The 20930-nt window shown below is 44.7% G+C and carries 18 protein-coding genes and 1 pseudogene; 10 read left to right on the top strand and 9 right to left on the bottom strand.

What is annotated here, in order from left to right:
* The first annotated feature begins 218 nt into the window (after positions 1-218).
* Positions 219-905, top strand: coding sequence for a hypothetical protein (locus tag A587_RS0115975; RefSeq protein WP_017218403.1), 687 nt, complete (start codon positions 219-221; stop codon positions 903-905).
* 44 nt (positions 906-949) lie between these two features.
* The gene (locus A587_RS0115970; protein WP_017218402.1) at positions 950-1174 is read left to right on the top strand and encodes a hypothetical protein; all 225 of its coding nucleotides are present in this window, start codon (positions 950-952) and stop codon (positions 1172-1174) included.
* A 71-nt stretch (positions 1175-1245) separates the two neighbouring features.
* Here the strand turns inward: A587_RS0115970 and A587_RS0115965 are convergent, their stop codons facing one another.
* From A587_RS0115965 to asnA, 6 genes are all read right to left on the bottom strand, one after another.
* A complete protein-coding gene (locus tag A587_RS0115965; protein WP_017218401.1) occupies positions 1246-1836 on the bottom strand; it encodes a biliverdin-producing heme oxygenase in 591 nt (196 codons plus the stop codon).
* Positions 1837-1956: 120 nt separating this feature from the next.
* Positions 1957-2349, bottom strand: coding sequence for a RidA family protein (locus A587_RS0115960; protein ID WP_010374286.1), 393 nt, complete (start codon positions 2347-2349; stop codon positions 1957-1959).
* A gap of 10 nt (positions 2350-2359) precedes the next feature.
* Positions 2360-4462 (bottom strand): bifunctional GTP diphosphokinase/guanosine-3',5'-bis pyrophosphate 3'-pyrophosphohydrolase, encoded by a 2103-nt coding sequence (gene spoT, locus A587_RS0115955; RefSeq protein WP_010605866.1) that lies wholly within the window; start codon positions 4460-4462, stop codon positions 2360-2362.
* 248 nt (positions 4463-4710) lie between these two features.
* Positions 4711-4986 carry a DNA-directed RNA polymerase subunit omega gene (rpoZ, locus tag A587_RS0115950; protein WP_010374289.1) on the bottom strand — a complete coding sequence of 92 codons (276 nt, stop codon included), beginning with the start codon at positions 4984-4986 and terminating at the stop codon, positions 4711-4713.
* An 87-nt stretch (positions 4987-5073) separates the two neighbouring features.
* Positions 5074-5697 carry a guanylate kinase gene (gene gmk / locus A587_RS0115945; protein ID WP_017218400.1) on the bottom strand — a complete coding sequence of 208 codons (624 nt, stop codon included), beginning with the start codon at positions 5695-5697 and terminating at the stop codon, positions 5074-5076.
* Positions 5698-6190: 493 nt separating this feature from the next.
* Entirely contained in the window at positions 6191-7186 is a 996-nt protein-coding gene (asnA, locus tag A587_RS0115940; protein ID WP_010374293.1) for an aspartate--ammonia ligase, read from the bottom strand.
* Positions 7187-7347: 161 nt separating this feature from the next.
* On the opposite strand from asnA, the gene asnC reads away from it, so the two are divergent.
* The 7 genes from asnC (at position 7348) to A587_RS0115905 (ending at position 16851) form a co-directional block, all read left to right on the top strand.
* On the top strand, positions 7348-7806 hold the full coding sequence (gene asnC, locus A587_RS0115935; RefSeq protein WP_010374296.1) for a transcriptional regulator AsnC: 459 nt from the start codon (positions 7348-7350) through the stop codon (positions 7804-7806).
* Between the two features lie 50 nt (positions 7807-7856).
* On the top strand, positions 7857-8555 hold the full coding sequence (trmH, locus tag A587_RS0115930; RefSeq protein ID WP_017218399.1) for a tRNA (guanosine(18)-2'-O)-methyltransferase TrmH: 699 nt from the start codon (positions 7857-7859) through the stop codon (positions 8553-8555).
* A 28-nt stretch (positions 8556-8583) separates the two neighbouring features.
* Complete coding sequence (recG, locus tag A587_RS0115925; RefSeq protein ID WP_017218398.1) at positions 8584-10671, top strand: ATP-dependent DNA helicase RecG; 2088 nt, start codon at positions 8584-8586, stop codon at positions 10669-10671.
* 384 nt (positions 10672-11055) lie between these two features.
* Positions 11056-11718: an esterase gene (locus A587_RS0115920; RefSeq protein WP_017218397.1), complete on the top strand. Its 663-nt coding sequence runs from the start codon at positions 11056-11058 to the stop codon at positions 11716-11718.
* Positions 11719-11902: 184 nt separating this feature from the next.
* Complete coding sequence (locus tag A587_RS0115915; RefSeq protein ID WP_017218396.1) at positions 11903-12628, top strand: TetR/AcrR family transcriptional regulator; 726 nt, start codon at positions 11903-11905, stop codon at positions 12626-12628.
* A gap of 15 nt (positions 12629-12643) precedes the next feature.
* Positions 12644-13744, top strand: a complete 1101-nt coding sequence (locus A587_RS0115910) for an efflux RND transporter periplasmic adaptor subunit (protein ID WP_017218395.1) — start codon at positions 12644-12646, stop codon at positions 13742-13744.
* The gene (locus tag A587_RS0115905; RefSeq protein WP_017218394.1) at positions 13744-16851 is read left to right on the top strand and encodes an efflux RND transporter permease subunit; all 3108 of its coding nucleotides are present in this window, start codon (positions 13744-13746) and stop codon (positions 16849-16851) included. The genes A587_RS0115910 and A587_RS0115905 overlap by 1 nt, the downstream gene beginning before the upstream one ends.
* Before the next feature lie 449 nt (positions 16852-17300).
* On the opposite strand, the gene A587_RS0115900 is transcribed toward A587_RS0115905, so the two are convergent.
* The 3 genes from A587_RS0115900 to A587_RS0115890 are packed head-to-tail and all read right to left on the bottom strand — an operon-like array spanning position 17301 to position 20193.
* Positions 17301-17747, bottom strand: coding sequence for a hypothetical protein (locus tag A587_RS0115900; RefSeq protein ID WP_232288079.1), 447 nt, complete (start codon positions 17745-17747; stop codon positions 17301-17303).
* A gap of 14 nt (positions 17748-17761) precedes the next feature.
* The gene (locus A587_RS0115895; RefSeq protein ID WP_017218392.1) at positions 17762-18601 is read right to left on the bottom strand and encodes a M4 family metallopeptidase; all 840 of its coding nucleotides are present in this window, start codon (positions 18599-18601) and stop codon (positions 17762-17764) included.
* Between the two features lie 11 nt (positions 18602-18612).
* Positions 18613-20193: a hypothetical protein gene (locus A587_RS0115890; RefSeq protein WP_017218391.1), complete on the bottom strand. Its 1581-nt coding sequence runs from the start codon at positions 20191-20193 to the stop codon at positions 18613-18615.
* A 302-nt stretch (positions 20194-20495) separates the two neighbouring features.
* On the opposite strand from A587_RS0115890, the pseudogene A587_RS0115885 reads away from it, so the two are divergent.
* Positions 20496-20930: pseudogene (locus A587_RS0115885) on the top strand (transposase); the annotation flags it as partial.

Here is a 20930-nt window from a genome sequence, read left to right as displayed (position 1 = left end):
TTAATGACTTTAACCACTGCAAAAACCTATAAGGAATAGAAGATGATATATGTAAATCAGAAAGGTATGACAAAGACAATGAAAGTAAGAGCACTATCAAAGGCTGAAAATAAACGAGTTTGTGGCGGCAGTCTAGGTGTCATCAAGGATGATCCTAGGGGCTCATCAGTGTCTTCCTCTGATATTAATTTTCTACCTTCAGGATCAAGGAAAGTTAAATGATTAAAACTTGGCACTTCGCCTTGTTAGCAGTAGTAACATGGTTTCTTATTTCACATATTCAAATTAGCTTTGAAGAATATGCATATGTTTATATCATTGTTACTACCTTAATATTTTCATTCTTTTTCAAAGCACAAGAGAATATCAAGCATATCTCCATGGGCTTGGTGTTAGTTATTTCTTTTGAGTTCTTCTCATATTCATTAATCACCGAAAGGTTTTTCCCAGAAAGACCGGCTTATTTTGTAAACTCTTTGATATTTTTACTGCACTTTTTGACTGATCTAATGCTATTTTACTACTTTAAAAATAGAACTAGACTATCCATGATCTTTATAAACAGATTCTTGCCTGAGAAGCGAGAGTTCATTTATATGACTCATGCAGATATTCTGTTGGTCGGTATTTATTTCCTTTTCATGATCGTAGATATTAGCGCATTCATTGAAAACTTAATTCGCAATATGGACTATATATTTGGTATTGCAGAGGAAACTGCTAAGCCATTTTGGAGTTGGAATTGGGTATATCAAAGTTATCCGTACGCTAAAGCAATTTTGCTTGCAGCAGTTGTTACAGTACTCCTAGCAACAGTTTATGTTGAACGTTTTCGTCCTGCGCCAATTAAAGAAAGTGGAGAAGACTCAACGCTTAAAAAATCCGAGCCACAGCATAGGTCATAGTGATCTGTGCTGCTTTTACCCTAAATCAATTGAAGGAATAAACGATGGATTTAAAACTGAACAAAAAGCAACTGAAGTCATTAGCAGGTAGTAAGCTAATTTTGGATAACAACAAGACCCGTGAAATTGGTGGTGGTTGTTCCTACTATTGTAGTCGCGACTTAAACTGTGACACCGATGGCCCAACGATGGCCTGCCCATCTAAGGCGTTAGCGTGTGTTCCTGAGCCAAATACATTACATTGTGATTGCCCAACCAATATGTGCTAGTCACTAACCTGTCGCGACACTATGTCGCGACAACAACCCTGTTATTCTCCGTTCAACTTATACCAATTGTATTAAGTATAGACCTCTGCTTGATACTGCTGAAAACGAATAAAGGCCTGACGAGCGCAGGTGATCAATGCATCTTCTTGTGCACAGGTTAACTCAACCGTATCGATAAATTGAATTAAGTGACGCCACGCACTGCCGCGCCCGGAACCTGGGCCTGCTAAGTAACGCGCACCATACTCACCTGTGACAGGCAAACGCGCCTGCACTTGACGCCCAAGCATCGCGGCCCCAACCTTAGAGCCTTCAACGACATAAAGCGCTCCCAAAGCAGTCGCAAACTCGGTTGAAGTTGTGATAAACGGCGACAAAGACGGCACAGGTAATGTGTGCTGTAAGTCAGCAAAGTCCTGCTCCAACAACCCAAGCCGTCGGCGCGATTTGAGATCGTCAATATGCATAGAGAGTTCACGGTGATCATATAATGCAGCGACATCTTTAAGAAACAGGTACTGAAGAGTCAAAAACTGGAGATAACGCTCAATGCTGGCGAACGGGTCTTTTGCCATAATGCTGCTATCTATACTGTCATGAAGATCTGCAGTACTTGCTTTTAATTTCAATGCACGGCTAGTAAGTGCGCTGGCTGCGGTCATAGGACTTCCTGTAATGTAAAGCGAGGGGAAAATGAATGGACTGTGTTGGCTTTTTGAAAAGCCGCTCCAGCGATTGACACTGGAGCGAAGAGATATATCTAACAACTAGTTAACCTGTGGTTAGTTAGTTGAAGGCAACTCCATAATACCGTCAATCTCAACCTGTGCGCCTTTTGGTAGTTCTTTTACACCAATTGCAGCACGAGCTGGGTATGGCTTTCTAAAATACTGAGCCATGATCTCGTTGACCGTTGCAAAGTTGCTCAGATCAGTTAGGAAGATATTAACCTTAACCATATCTTGTAACTCGCCACCAGCCTCTTCACATACTGCGATAAGGTTTTTGAACACTTGGTGCGTTTGCTCTGCAAAATCTTCAGAAATAAATTCCATCGTCTCTGGTACCAATGGAATTTGACCAGATAAATAGACCGCAGTACCAACTTTTACCGCTTGGTTGTAAGTGCCAATTGCTGCTGGCGCTTTATCTGTTGAAATAATAGCTTTGTTCATTAATGTTCCTTTATTTTTTACGATACACGCGTTGTACATCTGGCATCACTCGAATTCGGCGCATAATATCAGCGACATGAATTCGGTTTTTCACGGTAATACCTAGATCAATCACGTATAAATTACTTTCTTTTTCGTCCGTTGCGATTTCGACAATATTAGCTTGAGTCGTCGCAACCACATTGGTTAATTTAGCCAACGCACCTTGGTGGTTAATAATTTCCACACGCAGCGCCGCTATATATTCTTTCTCTGGGTTGTCTTCCCACTTCACGACGAAGTACTTCGAACGCTCGTTGCGCCAACCCTTAATATTTTTACATTCTTGGCGGTGAACCATTAGGCCTTTGCCTTGGCTCATATATGCTGTGATAGCGTCACCCGGCACCGGACGACAACATTTAGCATAGGTTACCAACATGCCTTCTGTTCCGATTATCGCGGCTTTGGCACGTTTAGCAATATCTTCTACCGCATTATCATCTTGCAGTAAACGCTTCGCTATCAATACGCTCATGATATTGCCACAGCCAATCTCAACCAGCAGCTCCAACAAGGTATTGAGGTTATGCTCTTCAAGTACGTTGTCGATTTGCTCTTGAGCAATATCATCTAGCTTATACTCACCCAATGCCGAGTCGAGCAAACGACGGCCTAGTTGGATCGCCTCTTCTTCTTGTTGGCTCTTGAGGTAATTGCGGATCCCAAGGCGTGCTTTACCCGTTACCACAAAGTTCAGCCAAGTAGCGTTAGGGTGTGCACCTGAGCTAGTAATAACCTCGACAGTTTGACCAGTATCCAACGCTTTACTCAATGGATAAGGCTTACGGTTTACACGAGCACCTACACAGGTATTACCCACATCGGTATGCACGGCATAGGCAAAGTCAACCGCCGTCGCCCCCATTGGTAACTCAACAATGCGGCCATCTGGCGTAAAGACGTAAATTTCTTCTGGGAATAATTCGGTTTTAACGTTTTCCACAAATTCAAAAGACGAGCCTGCACTTTGCTGTAGCTCAAGCAAGCTTTGCATCCACTGACGCGCACGCTGCTGCGCGGTATGGCCGGCATTATCACCTGACTTTTTATACATCCAGTGCGCTGCTACCCCTTTATCCGCCATATGATCCATATCATGAGTACGAATTTGGATTTCTACCGGAATACCGTGCGGGCCTACCAGCGACGTATGAAGCGACTGGTAGCCGTTGGTTTTCGGTACGGCAATATAGTCTTTAAAACGAGTTTCAATTGGCTTATATAAATTATGCGCAACGCCTAGCACACGGTAGCAAGTATCCAAGTTGTCGACATTGATCCTAAAGGCGTAAATGTCCATCACTTCGTTAAACATCAACTCTTTATTCAGCATCTTGCGGTAAATACTGTATAAGTGCTTTTCACGGCCTTTTACTGAGCCTTGAATACCCGCTTCTTCCAGTCTAGATTCAATTTCAGACTGAATATTGCTGATCACTTCTTTACGATTACCACGTGCTTTGGCGACTTCTGAACGTAACGCACGATAGCGCATTGGATATAACGCCTGAAACCCGAGATCTTCTAACTCATTTTTAATATCATGAATACCAAGGCGGTTTGCAATTGGTGCATAAATCTCTAATGTTTCGCGGGCAATTCGACGGCGCTTATCAGGACGCAAAGCGCCTAGCGTTCGCATATTGTGCGTTCTGTCTGCAAGCTTAATAAGGATGACACGAATATCCTGCGTCATCGCCATGATCATCTTACGATAGTTTTCGGCTTGGAACTCTTTTTTATCTTTGAAGCTCAGTTTATCGAGCTTTGACACCCCTTCCACCAACTCAGCGACCGTATCACCAAAGATCTCTGCTAAGTCGTCTTGGCTAAAGTCAGTGTCTTCAATAACATCGTGCATAAGCGCAGCCATGAGTGTTTCATGATCAAGCCTCATGCTCGCAAGGATCTGGGTTACTTCTACTGGGTGAGTAATATAGGGCTCACCGCTAGAGCGCGTCTGTCCCTCGTGTGCCTCACGGGCCACGACATAGGCTTTTTGCACCAAATCGACGTCTTCTGGTGACAAATATTCTGAGATTTTCTTTTTGAGGCCTTCAAACAGATACATTCACACTCCAATGTTTCAGAGAAGCTATACTCGGCGAGTATAAAACGGGTTACAAGCTAGTTACTTAAGAATATACGATGAAACACCAGCAATGCCAATGAACAATTTATGCTACTTGTTAGGAAATTAAAGGCGTTACGCGTTGTTTAATGTGCTGGCGATTTATACCAATTTGCTTAATTTCAATTGCTATAAAACAATAATGCCAGCAAAAAAGCTGGCATTATTGAATCTAGACAGTGGTTGGATTAGCGATTGCCACCAACGATTGCAGCTACTGCAGCAAGCTCTGCAGCTTCTTGGTGTTGCTGCTCTTCACGGTCGATAATATCAAGCGAGTCAGTGGTTACAAAACCTTGCTCAATTTCACGTAGCGCGATTACGGTTGGCTTGTCGTTTTCAGCATCAACCATAGGATCTTTACCGCCTACAGAAATTTGGCGAGCGCGACGCGCTGCTACTAAAATCAAGTCAAAGCGGTTACCAATTTTATCTACTGCATCTTCTACAGTTACGCGAGCCATCGAAGCACTCCAAATTCAGTTCATTATGCAAAAGGCTAGTTTACTGTATGTCTAGCCTTTCGCCAAGTATTGATGGTTAAAAAGTAATTATTTTAGCAAGTCGGCGATAAGTGCTTGATGACGGATAGACTGTGCTTGTTGCTCAAGTCTTGCGGCAATCACAATATGTTCAAGTTCACCGCGTGTTTGCTCAAAGTCATCATTGACAAGAATATAGTCAAACTCGTTGTAGTGTGAGCTTTCTGATTTCGCTTCAGCCATGCGACCTGCGATTACTTCTTGAGAATCTTGGCCACGACCATTTAAGCGCTTTTCTAGCTCCGCAGTTGAAGGAGGTAAAATAAAGATGGTCTTTACTTCTGGCATCAACTCACGCACCTGACGCGCCCCCTGCCAGTCGATATCTAAAAACACATCAATACCAACGGCAAGCTGATCTTCTATCGCTTGTTTTGAAGTGCCGTAGTAATTTTCGAATACTTGCGCCCACTCAAAGAAATCGCCTTTATCGATCAGCTGCTTAAATTCATCAACCGAGACAAAATGGTAATGTACGCCGTTTTCTTCGCCTGGACGAGGAGCGCGCGTAGTGTGAGACACCGACACTTTAATATCGTCGTGCTTTTCCAATAACGCTTTGATTAAACTTGATTTACCCGCACCAGAAGGCGCAGAAAGGATAAACAGATTACCGCGTGTAGGTGATGTCATAGTCATTCTCAACAATTAGTACCGGCCGAGTGGTATTGGTTTACTCAAGTCTGCCGCAGAGCTAAAAGCGGGCATTATACCGAGTAACGTATAAGAATACACTAGGGATGAGAATAAGGAAAAATCGAGGAATAAATTCAGCGTTGTGAGTAACCCAGAAACCTATCACTGTGCTAAATTTATTCCTCTAAAACAGAATGTTATTTTGCCGCGAAAAGCAGCAGCTCCTACCAAGGTATTCGCCCAGTAGGAGCGAGTTCACCGCGCAATCTTTTAACTGCTCGCCGCGTAAAGCATCTCCTACCAAGGCATTCACCCTGTAGGAGCGAGTTCACCTCGCGATCTTTTAACCACTCGCCGCTTAAAGCATCTCCTACCAATGCATTCACCCCGTAGGAGCGAGTTCACCTCGCGATCTCTTAACAGCTCGCCGCGTAAAGCGCCTCCTACCAAAGTATTCACTCAGTAGGAGCGAGTTCACCTCGCGATCTGTTTAAAGCAAATCAGCTACGCTGCTACGTACTTCTTCAGGCCATACACCCACTTGCACTTGGCCAATGTGCTGCTTTTGCAACAACAACATCACTAAACGCGATTGGCCAATACCACCCCCAATGGTTTGTGGTAATTCACCCGCAACTAACTGTTGGTGCCAATCTAAGCTCAAGCGTGCTTCGTCATCGGTTAATTTAAGCTGTCTTGCAAGCGAATCAGGACAAACACGAATGCCCATTGACGAGATTTCAAATGCGTCTTCTAGCACAGGGTTCCAGACCAAAATATCACCATTAAGCCCTTGGTATTTGTCGCACGTTGGCGTTGACCAATCGTCATAATCCGGCGCGCGAACGTCATGAATCTTACCGTCACCAAGCTCACCACCAATACCAATTAAAAATACCGCGCCATATTCTTGAGCAATCGCTTTTTCACGTTGCTTGGCTGTGAAATCTGGATACATAGTGCGTAATTCTTCACTGTGCACAAACGTAATTTTCTCAGGAAGGAATGCAGCAATACCAAACTCATCCTCAACCACTTTTTCAGTTGCTTTAATTGAGCGATAAAGAGTTTCTACCGTTTCTTTTAATTTTGCCAGCGAACGCTCACTGTTTTCGCAAATCACCTTTTCCCAGTCCCACTGATCCACATAGACAGAATGGATTGGCGATAGCTTATCTTCGTCAGGGCGTAGTGCTTTCATATGCGTATAGAGGCCTTCGCCTTTAGCAAAACCATAATCGCCTAGTGTTTTACGCTTCCACTTAGCAAGTGAATGCACTACCTCAAACTGCGCATCCGGTAGCGTTTTCACTTTTACCTGTACCGCCTGCTCGTGGCCACTTAGATTGTCTTGAATACCGTCGCCCAAACGCGCCAAAATAGGCGCTTGTACTTCAACTAAACCCAATTGCTCGGTTAGCTGTGCTGAAAATACTTGTTTTACTCGTGCTATCTGTTTTTGTGTCTCTTGATACTTGCTCAACATGGTTAGGTCCTCATTCCCGAATTTGTCGTTTTGTTGAGTCTATATTTAAAGAAAGCGACACAAATATCAATAAGCCGCAACAAAAACACCTTTACACAATTATTTTCATCAAAAATATGCTATAAATTTTATATAAACGACAATTGTTAATGGATATTTACATGGAAAATTATGAGATCGACAATCTGGATAGATCCATCCTTCACGCTTTAAAAGAAAATGCACGGACACCCTATGCGGAATTAGCAAAAAGATTTGCTGTTAGCGCCGGTACCATCCATGTTCGGGTCGAAAAAATGAAGCAAGCGGGGATCATTGAAGGGACTCAAGTGAGCATTAATGCCAAACGACTTGGTTATGATGTCTGCTGTTTTATCGGAATAAACTTAAAACATGCTGGCGACTACCCGGGAGCCATTGCACGTTTAAAAGAATTTGAAGAAGTTGTTGAGGCCTACTACACCACGGGCAATTACAGCATTTTTATCAAGGTGATGGCACGCTCCATCGACCACCTTCAAGATGTGCTAATCAATAAAGTGCAAACCATTGAGTCGATCCAGTCAACCGAAACACTAATCTCGCTGCAAAACCCAATTCAGCGCACCGTTATGCCCTAGCTTCTTTTTTGTTATAATCGCGGGAATTTTTTGATTAGAGTAGTAAGTAGATGGCCGAGAATAGATTCCATCGTGTAAAAAGCGTATTAGATAGACGCCAAACCGACCTCACAGTGTGCCTAGATGAAGTACATAAGCACCATAACCTGTCAGCGATTGTGCGTACCGCAGACGCGGTTGGCTGTCACCACGTACACGCAGTATGGCCACAAGATCAAAGACGGTTAACAAACAATACCTCTGGCGGCAGCAAAAATTGGGTTGAAACCCATATGCATGAGCATATCGACCAAGCTGTTGCGACAATCCGTGAACAAAACCCAGGTGTACAATTATTAGCAACCAACCTGAGCGATAGCGCCGTTGATTTTCGTGAAATTGATTACACCAAACCTACCGCTATTATAGTGGGTCAAGAGCGTTTAGGGATCTCAGAGCGCGCACTTGAGCATGCTGATCAACACATCGTGATCCCAATGCAAGGTATGGTGCAATCACTCAATGTGTCTGTTGCTGCAGCGCTTATTTTATACGAAGCGCAGCGCCAAAGAGATGCAGCAGGACTGTACAAACGTACAGATATGATGGATCCTGTGGTAAAACATAAGTTACTATTTGAAGGATGTCACCCAATCATTGCAACCCGCTGTCGCGAAAAAGGGCTACCTTACCCGGCACTTGATGAGCACGGTGAAATCGTTGCAGACGACGCTTTTTGGGACATTCTTAAGTTTACACAGAAGAAATAAATAACGCGGATCGCGCTAGAGGATTAGCATGTCGACACCAAATTTGGCCACTTATCCAATCACCGAATTAAAAGGCGTAGGCCCAAAAGCGGCCGAGCGTTTGGCCAAACTTGGCATTCAATCGGTGCAAGACATGTTATTTCACCTTCCGCTACGCTACGAAGACCGTGCGCGTACCTATCCTATCTGCGAGCTGCAAGCGCATAGCCATGTCAGCATTGAAGCCGAGATTGAACGCAGCGAAATCACGCAAGGCAAACGCCGCATGTTGGTGTGTTATGTTAATGATGGAACGGGGCGGATCGCGCTGCGCTTTTTCAACTTTAATGCGGCACAAAAAAATGCCATGCAAGCGGGCAAAGTGATCCGCTGTTTTGGTGAGGTTCGCCGTGGTCACTATGGCTTTGAAATGGCGCATCCAGAATACAGCATCAAAGAGACGCGCTCTGCACCGAGCGATCCGAGTCTTGCGACGCTTACCCCAGTGTATCCTACCACCGAAGGATTAAAGCAACTGAGCATTCGGGCAATTGCCGATCAAGCCGTTGAGTTACTGCGCAAATATGATGTACCAGACTATTTACCAGCGCAATATCGGCCATCGCAGCAAAGCGTAAAAGAGGCGCTGTTATTACTCCACCGTCCACCACAGGAAGTGGATTTAGCGCAATTAGAGCTCGGGCAACATCCCGCGCAAGCACGTTTGGCGTTTGAAGAGTTATTGGCGCAAAACCTCAGCTTGCTTAAGCTTAGGCAAAAAGGCCAAGCGGTAAAAGCGGTTGCACTACCGCCCACCAATCCACTTGAAGCTCAGTTTTTGTCGGCTTTGCCATTTGCCCCCACCAATGCCCAAAGTCGAGTAGTGGCAGAGATCAAAGGCGATTTACAACATCCCTACCCCATGATGCGATTGGTGCAAGGGGATGTTGGCTCAGGAAAAACGCTTGTGGCAGCGCTTAGCGCGTTAACGGCTATCGCGCAGGGTTATCAAGTAGCACTGATGGCACCCACTGAGATCCTATCCGAGCAACACGGCATCAACTTCCTTAATTGGTTTGAACCTATGGGCATAGAAACCGTATGGCTGGGTGGTAAAACCAAAGGTAAGGAACGCACTCATGCGCTTGAGCGTATTGCTTCAGGGCAAGCACAGATGGTGGTCGGCACCCATGCGCTATTCCAAGAGCAAGTACAGTTTTCTAACCTTGCGCTTATCATTATCGACGAACAACATCGTTTTGGTGTGCATCAGCGCCTAGCGCTGAGAGAAAAGGGAAAGTTTGGCGATTGCTATCCGCATCAGCTGGTGATGACTGCAACCCCAATCCCGAGAACCTTGGCAATGACGGCCTATGCAGATCTTGAAACCTCAATTATCGACGAGCTACCACCGGGCAGAACACCAATCGCGACCGTCGCCGTGCCAGACACTAGACGCAATGAAGTGATCAAAAAAGTACAAAAGGCCTGTGTTGAAGATAAACGTCAAGTTTACTGGGTATGTACGCTGATAGATGAGTCGGAGGCGCTACAATGTCAGGCCGCAGAAGACACCGCCAAAGCACTTGCTGAAGCCTTGCCAGAGCTTAATATCGCGCTGGTGCATGGCCGTATGAAAGCCCAAGAAAAACAGGCCATCATGGACGAGTTTAAACAAGGTCATACCCATGTGCTGGTTGCCACTACCGTGATTGAAGTGGGCGTGGATGTACCCAATGCTAGCCTTATCATCATTGAAAACCCTGAGCGTTTGGGTCTTGCACAACTTCACCAATTGCGCGGCCGTGTTGGTCGCGGACAAATCGCATCACATTGTTTACTGCTTTATCATGCGCCACTGTCGGTCACTGCGCAAAAGCGTTTGGGAGTGCTTAGAGAAAGTAACGACGGATTTGTCATCGCTGAGCGCGACCTTGAGATCCGCGGCCCGGGTGAAGTACTTGGTACAAAACAAACAGGTTTGGCGGAGCTAAAAATTGCCGATCTTAGCCGTGATAAACATTTATTACCGCAAGTGAGAAGCCTCGCTTTTACCGTGCTTAAAAACCACAGCGATATTGTTGACCCGATTATCTGGCGCTGGATGGGTGATAAGAGCGAACTAGCCATGGCGTAAGCCTTAAACATCAAATGTCGCGAGATAAACTCGCTCCCACTAGCGCGTTTTGTAGGTCGAGATTTATCTCGACAGCATAAGCTGAAACGTCGGAGCCGCTTTACGCGGCGAGCAATTAAAAAATTGCGAGGTAAACTCGCTCCCACTAGCGCGTTTTGTAGGTCGAGATTTATCTCGACAGCATAAGCTGAAACGTCGGAGCCGCTTTACGCGGCGAGCAATTAAAAAATCGCGAGGTGAACTCGCTCCCACAGAATGAGCCAGCTCCCACAAAATAAACTCGTTCTCATAACTCTCTCATACAAAATAACCCATCGCGCTACGCTTGCTTCTTTTATCAAAGCTTGGCTACCATCTCGCTACATCAACTAAAAAGACTCAAAAATGAATCCTTTACTACGTGCTGTATGCTCCACCTTAGCTGCTTGCGTGGCATCAATCGCCTCAGCAACAGCAGTTTACCCAGATGTACCAGAGCAGATTAATCCATCCGCCAAATACGTTTTTTACTCTCATGGCTATATCGTTGAAGGTGATAATGAAACACCTATTCATAAGCGCTGGGGTAAATATGACTTTCCAGCCATCAAACAAGCATTAAGCGACGATGCCTATACGCTAATTGCTGAGCACCGACCTAAAGGCGTCGCACCAGAAACGTATACAAAAACCTTGGTTAGTAAGGTCCGCAATTTACTGGATGCGGGCGTCAGCGCCAGCAACATTACGCTCGTGGGGTTTTCTCGTGGTGGTGCATTAACGATAATGGCAAGTGATACATTAAAAAATGATGCTATTCACTACGTGGTACTAGCTGGCTGCGCTGGGCTTATCAAAAGTAAAACCGAAATTCAGCTCTACGGCAAGGTGTTGTCTGTTTACGAAACCTCAGATCAAGTAGGTTCTTGCGATTTTGTGAAAGCCCGCTCAACAAACCTCAAAAGCTTTACAGAGCTTTCTATTTCAACTGGAAAAGAACACGGCGCTTTCTATCTCCCGAGAGACGAGTGGTTAAAGCCCGTTAAAAGCTGGATTTTAAAACACTAAACCATTAGCACGTCGCTATAACAATGACGCGCCGTGCTGAGTCTTCCTTCAGAACCTATCTACACACAAAATTCCTATTTTAAAAACAAAACTCTGTTTACTTATTGCACTTTTAAAATTGCTCTCTATAATTGAACCTTATTCGAATGACATTCGAATGAGGTTCAAGCTCTAAGGAGAAACGATGGCACCGGCACCTAAATATGATAAAGAAACCCAGCAACGCATGATTTTAAACGCTGCGGAACAATGCATTAATGAGTCTTCAGTCACTGACTTTACGATGGCAAAAGTCTCTTTGCTTGCAGGATTGTCTATGGGCTCAATCTATAAGTTTGTGCAGACCAAAGAAGACCTAGTAATGGCGCTAGCCTATGAGTCTTTTACCCATACATCCAGTGTTTTTAAGCAAGTATTGTCGTTACCACTTAGCACGCCAGAACGCATGCTCGCGGTGTGTCTTATCTCGCCACACAAGCTAAAACGCTTCTCTTTTGATTATGAATTACAGTCCTACTCTACCAATGAGGCGGTGATCAAAAGGGCTTCTGAGTTTTGGACCAATAAAATTATCAAATCCTGTGACGGTTGTGAAAACGTGTTTAAACAAGCGCTGATTGATGGCATTGAAGCAGGTGAGTTGCAAGCTACACCAGATCTACACGACATGATAGAAGAAATTATCATCACCGGATGGGCGCTTACCGTAGGATATGAGCAAGTATTGCGCGTACAACAAACTAAACAAATTGTTGAGGGCACGGCTTCATTGCTCACACCACTTGAGCTTAATGACCCTGTTATTCGCAGCACGGTGCGATTACTTAACAGTTATCCATGGCAACAACCTATCACTCAAGATTCTCTGGTACGCATAGAGAAAGAATTGCAAGCGCTCGAGCTTCGTTAACTTAAGGAAATCACAATGAATATCAAACGTTGGCTTATGGCCGTTGTCATCATTCTCATCGTTATTACCAGCCTTGGTTTTGTGAAGTTTACACAAATCCAAGCGGCGATCGCCTTTGGGGAATCTTTCCCGGAGCCCTCGGCTTCGGTAAAAAGCACGTATGTATCAACCACTGAGCATATTAAATCGGTTAAGGTTGTAGGTCAGCTCCATGCCAAGCGCACCGTCACTATTAGTAACGAGTATCCAGGTCTTATCACTTACGTCGGTTTTAAACCCGGTGAACAAGTGGAAGCGAACCAAATATTGTTGCGCTTAGATAGCAGCATTGATGAGGCAAATCTATTAGCGGCTAAAGCTCGAGTAAAGCTTGCTAAATCAACCTATCAACGGGTTGCCAAATTACTAGAACAAAAGCGGATCAGCCCAGATGAGGTGGACAAAGCCGAAGCCGAGGTGGCAATTAATCAGGCAGACGTAAAACGACTAACCACATTAATCGAGAAAAAAACCATTCGTGCCCCTTACCCGGGTCAAACGGGGTTAGAGCAATATCAGGTTGGTCAATTACTTGATGCCAATAGCGAAATCACTTTCCTAGTTGGGTTAGATGAGAGCATTTGGGTGGATTTCAAAATTCCACAAACCTTACCACAACCTAACTTAGGCGAAGACGTTAACGTAGCAATTTCTAATACCAGCGGCCAAAAGCCTGCTCGCGTATCAGCCAAAATGCCAATGGTCGATGTCGCATCGCGTCAACAAAGTTATCGTGCTGAGCTACAAAACAGCGATGGCACACTCAGCCACAACCAAATGGTGTTAGTCAATGTACCAACCGAGGTCGTGAGCGCCGCAGTAGTGCCAACCAATGCGATTACTCGTAATCACTTTGGTGAATTTGTTTATGTACTTGAAAAGGACGACAGCCAAAATTGGCGGGCAAAACCGGTAAAAATCACATTAGGCGATAAGGTCAACGATCAGCAACTTGTACTATCAGGCCTTAGCGGTGGTGAATTTATTGCTGCTGAAGGCGCATTTAAGCTACAAGAAAACTTACTGGTTTATACCGATCAGGTTGCCGCTGTTGATGGCAATAACGGAGGCCAGTAATGAGCGCATTACACGAAAATAAGCCGTCTATCATGGATATTTTTGTTAACCGGCCGGTACTGGCGATCGTGGTGTCATTGCTTATTGTACTAGCAGGTTTTAATGCCGCCCGAGATATATCGGTGCAGCAATATCCAAAAATAGAAAGTGCCTCACTGGTGATCAGCACTGTCTATACGGGTGCTGCGGCGGACGTTGTAAAAGGCTATGTTACCGAGCCTATCGAGCGAGTCGCTTCTACTGTTCCGGGTGTCGACTATGTAGACTCAATAACTACCTCGGGACTTAGCAAAGTCACCGCTTGGCTTGAGCTTAATCACAGTACCACCGACGCCTTGGCTGAGCTGACTACCCGATTAAACCAAATTAAGTTTGAGTTACCCAGCGGAGCAGAAGATCCAGCCATTCAAATCGTACGTGCCGACAGCCCATATGCGGTATTCTATCTCGATGTAGAATCTCAAGGTCTGCCACGTAATAACGTGAGCGATTATTTGATCCGTAATGTTGTCCCTTCTATGTCTGATATTCCCGGTGTCCAAAAAGTGACACTGGAAGGTGGCCGCGATCCAGCAATGCGAATTTGGCTTGATACCGAAAAACTCGCTATCTATGGCGTAAGTGCTAGCGATGTATTTACCGCGCTACAAGCAAACAACACCATTGCCACCTTAGGTTACAGTGAAAATAACAGACAACGCATCGACCTGATGGCCAATACCTCGTTAAAAACGGTAGCTGATTTTAACAACCTAGTGGTAAAAGAAATCGATGGCACGCAACTCAAGCTTGGTAACATCGCCACGGTAGAACTCGGTGAAGCCGAAGGCATGGTAACCGCACGCCTTGATGACCACGATACGGTATTCTTAGCGGTGTGGGCATTACCGGGTGCCAATGAAATCGATATTGGTGATGCCCTGTATAAAAAGATTGATGAGATTAATACCATCTTACCCGACGGCATGCATTTAAGAATTGGCTACGATGGCACGCTTTATATGCGTGATTCCATAAAAGAAATCTTCACCACACTTGGGGAAACCGTCCTACTCGTGGGGATTGTTGTACTCGCGATGATGGGCTCGTTTAGAACCGCCATGGTGCCGCTGGTTACTATTCCTATCTCGATTTTAGGCGCAATCGCGGTGATCTCAGCAATGGGCTTCTCACTCAACCTACTGACTATTTTGGCTATCGTGCTTTCTGTTGGTTTAGTAGTGGACGATGCAATCGTGGTGGTTGAAAACGTTGCGCGTCATATGCGCGAAGGCAAACCCAGATTACAAGCCGCGCTTATCAGTTCACGTCAATTACTCGTCCCAATAATTGCCATGACGCTGACCCTTGCAGCAGTCTACGCGCCAATCGGATTTTTAACAGGTTTAACGGGGTTCTTATTCCGAGAGTTCGCGTTCACTTTAGCCATTGCGGTATTAATCTCTGGACTGGTTGCTATTACCTTATCGCCCATTATGAGTGCTTACGTTAACCCTGAAGGCGGTAAAGAAGGTAAATTAACGCAAAAGGTCAATGGCTATTTTGATCGATTACAAGCGTTCTATTTTCGTGCGCTCGATACCTTGTTTAAGTGGCGACCACAGGTCTTTTTTGTCGCTATCGTGTTCTCTTTATTGTCGGTGCCGTTTTACCTGTTATCACAAAAAGAGTTAGCCCCCATCGAAGATCAAAGCAGTATTCAAGTCGTAGTGGAAGCACCACCTGAGTCTTCTCAAGCTTATACGTCAGCGAAAATGAATGGCACAGCCGAGGTCATGAACGCCACTGAAGGCGCTGAGTTTACTTGGCAGATTATTACGGCGGCAGCGGGTTTTGGTGGTGTAGAGCTTGCACCATTTGATGAGCGAGAAAACTCAGTACACGACTTGCTATACGATCTATACGGCCGGTTAGGCAGCGTGACTGGGCTAAGTTTATTCCCTATTCTACCAGCATCGCTTCCTACCGCAGGACAGTTTGACGTTGAAGTAGTATTCCGTGCCAGTGACGACCCAACCGCGATGAAGCAGTACGCCGATGAGATTATTCAACGGGCAACCGCCAGTGGCAGCTTTATGTTCGTCAATACCGACCTAAAAATCGACCTGCCGCAAGCCGAGCTCGAAATCGACCGAGAGCTGGTTGCAGACTTAGGTCTCAGTTTGTCGTCGGTAAACGAGCAACTTAGTATTTATATGTCGAATAATTTTGCCAACTACTTCAACAAAGAAGGTAAAGCCTACCGCGTCATTCCCATTGTGGGCGATGGCGAAAGGTACAATCCTGAGAACATTCTTAATATGCAAGTAAGAACCGATGCTGGCGATCTTATTCCAATTTCAGCGTTTGCTACCTTACGCACCTTTACAAGCCCGAGAGTGCTTGGCTCGTTCAACCAGCAAAACTCGTTTAGAATATTGGCAGGCACGCTACCACACATTACCAAAGAGCAAGCGCTCACACAGGTAGAGGAAATTGCAGCAGACGTTTTACCTAGTCACTACTCAATTGACTACGCTGGCGAATCAAGACAGCTAAGGAAAGAAGGCAATACCATGGTTGGCGTACTTTTGTTTGCCATGATAGTGGTGTTTTTCTTACTGACGATCCAGTTCAACAGCTTTAGAGATCCGCTCGTGGTACTACTCGGCTGCGCACCGCTGGCACTCGCAGGTGCATTGATGCTACCGTTTTTATCACTCACGACAGTCAACATTTACAGTCAAATCGGTCTAATTACGCTCATCGGTTTAATAGCCAAAAATGGCATCTTGATTGTTGAATTTGCGAACCATTTACAGCTTGAAGGTAAATCGAAATTTGAGGCGGTAAAAGGGGCTGCGGCCACACGACTGAGACCCATCCTAATGACTACAGGTGCAACCGTGCTTGGTCACTTCCCGTTGGTCTTGGTAACCGGCGCAGGCGCAGAAGCGCGCAACAGCATAGGTATTATCTTAGTCGCAGGCATGCTCATCGGTACTTTCTTCACTTTGGTTGTCTTACCGCTACTTTATGAAAAGCTAGCCAGCGATCACCGTGGCGAAGCCGAAACCATTGAAACCTACCCTGAAGCGCAGTTGGTAGGCAAAGTAAGTATGATGTGATAACTGACCAACAACCAAAAGGACACTAAGTGCCATACTTAGTGTCCTTTTTGATTGGTAAAACCTTTCTTTTGATAAGCCGGAATTTATTCCAATCTATAGCCGCTTTTGAGCGTGATTTGGGCTGTGAACAGACAATAAAGTTTGCCCGTTAGCGGCTTTTAAAACAATAGAGTTTGTCCTTACGTTGTTATACATCCCCGTATAGCAACTATTATTCTGTGTGAGCAAGCCATAGAATCATAGTTGCAAATTACACATTGTTTTTTCCAGTTCACGTAACACAATGAATGGCCAATTTGGTGCACTATACACAGTTGTACTGGGGTTTTCGGGTAAACCGCCAAGGAGCTGAACGATGAATTTGTCTCATATTAGCATTCAACATTTCCTTTCAACGAGTAAAGAAAGCCATTTACACAAATAGTTGAACACTACCCTTCGGTGTACTATTTCACACAACTTTTAGACTGACGGGATGCTTGCAGAACGGCCTGCGGTATATCAGAGGCCATTCTTTTGTCTCGCTTGCGTTGCTGATAGTCTCTGAACGTATTGCTTTGTAATCCCATTAAGTCGCGAAACAGTTTTGTTGAGCCTTTACTACCTCCAGCAATCAATAGCCCGGTCATAACAAAACCAAATGGATGAGTACTAGGGGCATTTCGGATGGCCTGTAACAGGTCGATATCACAATAGTAAGTGGTGACGATTGACAGCACTGAGGCAATGAGTGGTTTGATGGTAAGCAGGTTGTCTGGCTTATCTTCCACCATGCCGATAAAAAGCGGGGACTCAAATAGTAATGCGAGCACTCTCTCCACCAACATAGATAGAATGATCACTATCATTAAACAACTGAAAATGAGGTCCCAGTTAATAGTTATCGAAGTCATAGCATTGTCTCAATTTACGCTCTAAGTAGTTGTTCAAGAATAGGAATATGTGCCAATCCTATTTGTTCACAGGCACTGAAAAATTGCGCTCTTTCCTCTTCGAGTGTACTTTTTAGGTTACTCAGGAAATGAAACAAGGCATTGTGAGCCGGAACGTTTTTGACACTTTCCCACCAAATTTTTCCGTAGTCTTCCAAGGGGCGGATACCACTACTGGCGACAACAAAGAAAAGGTAGTTAAGCGGCCCAAGAAGATCATACGACGAAGTATCGAGTTGCCAGTTGGGCCGCCTCATGAGGCTCGCAAGATCTGATGTCTGCCGATCATTTGGGTGGGCACTACCGGGATTGGCAAGATCCCGTATTGCTCTTCGTTGATTATCCTTGGCAATCAGGTCACCTATCAACCAAGTAAAATCTTCTGGCGGTGTCTGATAGGCGTAATACCGGCAAGTCAGCCCAATAACATCACAAATGTGTTCATTAATACCCTGATGCTCCAGACCTTGTCTGAGCATACTGTCTTTCTCAAGCACTATATGGGTAAGTTCATGCACAATGACATCAATAGCAAATGCCATGTTATTTAAGCTGGTGTCACCTGAGCCAAGCACCAGGTAAGGCTTATCCCACATGGCAACATTGCTGAAAATGTCATAGTTAACTAAACATTTGACATCAACGTCCGTTGTATCGACATTCAATTCGGATTCGAAAAATGCCTCACCGTATTCAAGGCTCTCGTAAGCAAAGTTGACTTCGGCTGCTTGTGCCTTCGGCCAGCCTTTTTTGCGCCTCAATACCGCATCGCTGTATTGAGAGCTTTGATAAAGGTTGTAAATATTAATATCCAAGCAGCTTTATCCTAAGGCAATAGCGCCAGGCGTCGCTGATACTCCTCAACTTCAAGTTGGGCTTTACGCAAGTTTGCGTTTGCCGTGGCCAGTTCAGTGGCATCTTTGGCATTGCCAATTGCAATGGTTGCCAGCTCAACTTGCTTTTCCGCTTCAAACAATTTTACCTTCAGATCGAACTTGGCTTGTGTATTAGTCTCTTTCTCTGTCGCTGCGGTCGCAGCAGCCGCAGCCTTGGTGGCAGGGTCATATTTACCTTTGAGATAATCTTTCAGTGGGTCTTTTGATGCGCCTAAAATAGTGCCAAGTGCTTTGAAAAACTTATTGCCTTCTTTGACTTCTACGATTTCAGCAAAAAGCTCAAAATGGCCGCCGTATTTAGCGACTTCGCTTACTTTCTTTTTGACACGAGTTACTTTGTTTTCATGCTTTTCAAGAGAATCCATTTTGGGACCAATTGCCTTTAAGGCTGCAAAAGATTCGGCATTGCGTGTCGAAGTATCAGTAAGCTTGAGTAGTTTTTTCTCCGCTTCGCTTTCTTTGCCAGCCTGATTGACTACCAGCGAGTGTTTAAGGGTTTCTTCGGTTGAAAATTTAGCCTTTTTATAGGCGGTGTCATAGGTTGCTATCGCGACATGAGATTCATCCTTCCAGGGGATATCCTGACACTTGATATTGGTGGCAAGATTCTTCAAATACGGATCGGTAACCTGATGGTTTTTTCGGACATCCGGATACAGATTATAGTGATAAGCGTCGAGACACAGTTCACGCTGCAAAGCATTGACTTCCGAGATGGAGGATTTTAAGTCTTCAATCAATTGACTTCTTTCGGTTTCGACACCTGGTAGTTTCATCCAGGGCGTCATAGTACCTTTTAATGCATCACTGTCGTAAATGGTGCCCAGTTGCAGATCACTAAGTTCAATTAACGACGTCGCAAAGGTATCACTATCCCCGGTGCCACTCGGTTTTCTAAAATCTAGGGCGATGACCATATCCTTAACATTCCCGCTGTTTGAACCGTGCAGATGTTTGGTCTTGAGTAAAAATATAGGGTGCAATCTAAACATCTTGCCGTCTGCTGATTTTTCCACAAACATTTCCATGAAAAATGCAGGTTCTGCGGTCAGACTATAGGCACCAAATTCTGCACTATATAAAGCATATTGGTTGGAAAAAGTCGTTGCGTTGGGATCGTTGTTGGGAATGAATAATGCCATACATGAGGTGGCTGGGTTGGAATCATAGCCGTCTAAACCAGTTTTAACCCGGTAAAAGTGTTTGTCGGTGTAAGCTGATAAAGACTTGGTCTTGTCTTCCCCGGCTTTTTGTACTGCACCGACTAAACTATCTACAGCCTGCTCGATAGCGGCAGGAACAAACAAGCCGAGGAATTCGCTAATGCCTTGCTTATCGGTTTTGAATTTGCATTGGGCTGAAAATTCTACCCTAGCTGTTACTGCTTTGGGTGAAAACTTTGTTGAGGCATACTTACTTCCGGTGGGTAAACTGTTATTTTCTTGGGGAGTTGATTCGCATCCGCTCAGTGCAACAATGCATGACAAAGCCACAATATTTACCAGTTTCATACTCATTCCTTTAACTTGGTCGCGTCTATTCGTTTATTTTAGCAGATCATTGTGATAAGGCTTGGAGAGATCTCATCGTATGTGAGATATTTTGGTCGGCAGTCCAAATTTCTACTTCATGATTGTCACTTTTTCGCTCATATCTGCCTGTCAGGTCGAGTCTAAACTGCCAACAGAGTATGTCAGATCGGATATGTCTATCCGTCTCTTTGTTCCTTTGTAAACCTGTAGTGGCATAGTTAATTTGGCCACCCATTAAGAAAGAAATGTTATGCTATTTGCATACAAATTTGGGTGAAAAAATGACGAAATTAAAACGCGCAACGTATTCTGCTGCAATCAAATTAGAAACAGCTCAGCTTGTAGTTGATCAAGGCTACACGCAAGAAGATGCAGCCAAAGCTATGGGGGTTGGTAAATCAACTGTAAGTAAATGGGTAACTCAATTAAAGCAAGAACGGAATGGCCAGTCCCCATTAGCTTCACCAATGACACCCGAACAAATTGAAATCCGCGAACTTAAAAAGCAAATCCAACGTATTGAATTAGAAAAGGATATATTAAAAAAGGCTACCGCTCTCTTGATGTCCGACTCCCTGAACAATTCTCGTTAATTGAGAAATTAAATCAACGAGAGCGTTACCCAATTAGCGTGTTGTGTAGCGTATTCAATGTGCATCGTAGCAGCTATAAATATTGGGCCATACGGGATACAACGCCTACACCAGAGCAAATAA

It is taken from the genome of Pseudoalteromonas sp. NJ631 (assembly GCF_000276645.1).
GTDB classification, from domain to species: Bacteria; Pseudomonadota; Gammaproteobacteria; order Enterobacterales; family Alteromonadaceae; genus Pseudoalteromonas; species Pseudoalteromonas piscicida.
This window is presented reverse-complemented; position numbering and strand designations above follow the sequence as displayed.

What these genes read in the sequence shown, in the direction of transcription:
- A587_RS0115915 (WP_017218396.1), top strand. Translation starts at nt 11,903, where the DNA reads ATGGCACCGGCACCTAAATATGATAAAGAAACCCAGCAACGCATGATT.
- A587_RS0115960 (WP_010374286.1), bottom strand. Translation starts at nt 2,349, where the DNA reads ATGAACAAAGCTATTATTTCAACAGATAAAGCGCCAGCAGCAATTGGC.
- A587_RS0115910 (WP_017218395.1), top strand. Translation starts at nt 12,644, where the DNA reads ATGAATATCAAACGTTGGCTTATGGCCGTTGTCATCATTCTCATCGTT.
- A587_RS0115905 (WP_017218394.1), top strand. Translation starts at nt 13,744, where the DNA reads ATGAGCGCATTACACGAAAATAAGCCGTCTATCATGGATATTTTTGTT.
- A587_RS0115965 (WP_017218401.1), bottom strand. Translation starts at nt 1,836, where the DNA reads ATGACCGCAGCCAGCGCACTTACTAGCCGTGCATTGAAATTAAAAGCA.
- A587_RS0115920 (WP_017218397.1), top strand. Translation starts at nt 11,056, where the DNA reads ATGAATCCTTTACTACGTGCTGTATGCTCCACCTTAGCTGCTTGCGTG.
- asnA (WP_010374293.1), bottom strand. Translation starts at nt 7,186, where the DNA reads ATGTTGAGCAAGTATCAAGAGACACAAAAACAGATAGCACGAGTAAAA.
- gmk (WP_017218400.1), bottom strand. Translation starts at nt 5,697, where the DNA reads ATGACATCACCTACACGCGGTAATCTGTTTATCCTTTCTGCGCCTTCT.
- A587_RS0115900 (WP_232288079.1), bottom strand. Translation starts at nt 17,747, where the DNA reads ATGACTTCGATAACTATTAACTGGGACCTCATTTTCAGTTGTTTAATG.
- spoT (WP_010605866.1), bottom strand. Translation starts at nt 4,462, where the DNA reads ATGTATCTGTTTGAAGGCCTCAAAAAGAAAATCTCAGAATATTTGTCA.
- A587_RS0115975 (WP_017218403.1), top strand. Translation starts at nt 219, where the DNA reads ATGATTAAAACTTGGCACTTCGCCTTGTTAGCAGTAGTAACATGGTTT.
- A587_RS0115970 (WP_017218402.1), top strand. Translation starts at nt 950, where the DNA reads ATGGATTTAAAACTGAACAAAAAGCAACTGAAGTCATTAGCAGGTAGT.
- rpoZ (WP_010374289.1), bottom strand. Translation starts at nt 4,986, where the DNA reads ATGGCTCGCGTAACTGTAGAAGATGCAGTAGATAAAATTGGTAACCGC.
- trmH (WP_017218399.1), top strand. Translation starts at nt 7,857, where the DNA reads ATGGCCGAGAATAGATTCCATCGTGTAAAAAGCGTATTAGATAGACGC.
- A587_RS0115890 (WP_017218391.1), bottom strand. Translation starts at nt 20,193, where the DNA reads ATGAAACTGGTAAATATTGTGGCTTTGTCATGCATTGTTGCACTGAGC.
- recG (WP_017218398.1), top strand. Translation starts at nt 8,584, where the DNA reads ATGTCGACACCAAATTTGGCCACTTATCCAATCACCGAATTAAAAGGC.
- asnC (WP_010374296.1), top strand. Translation starts at nt 7,348, where the DNA reads ATGGAAAATTATGAGATCGACAATCTGGATAGATCCATCCTTCACGCT.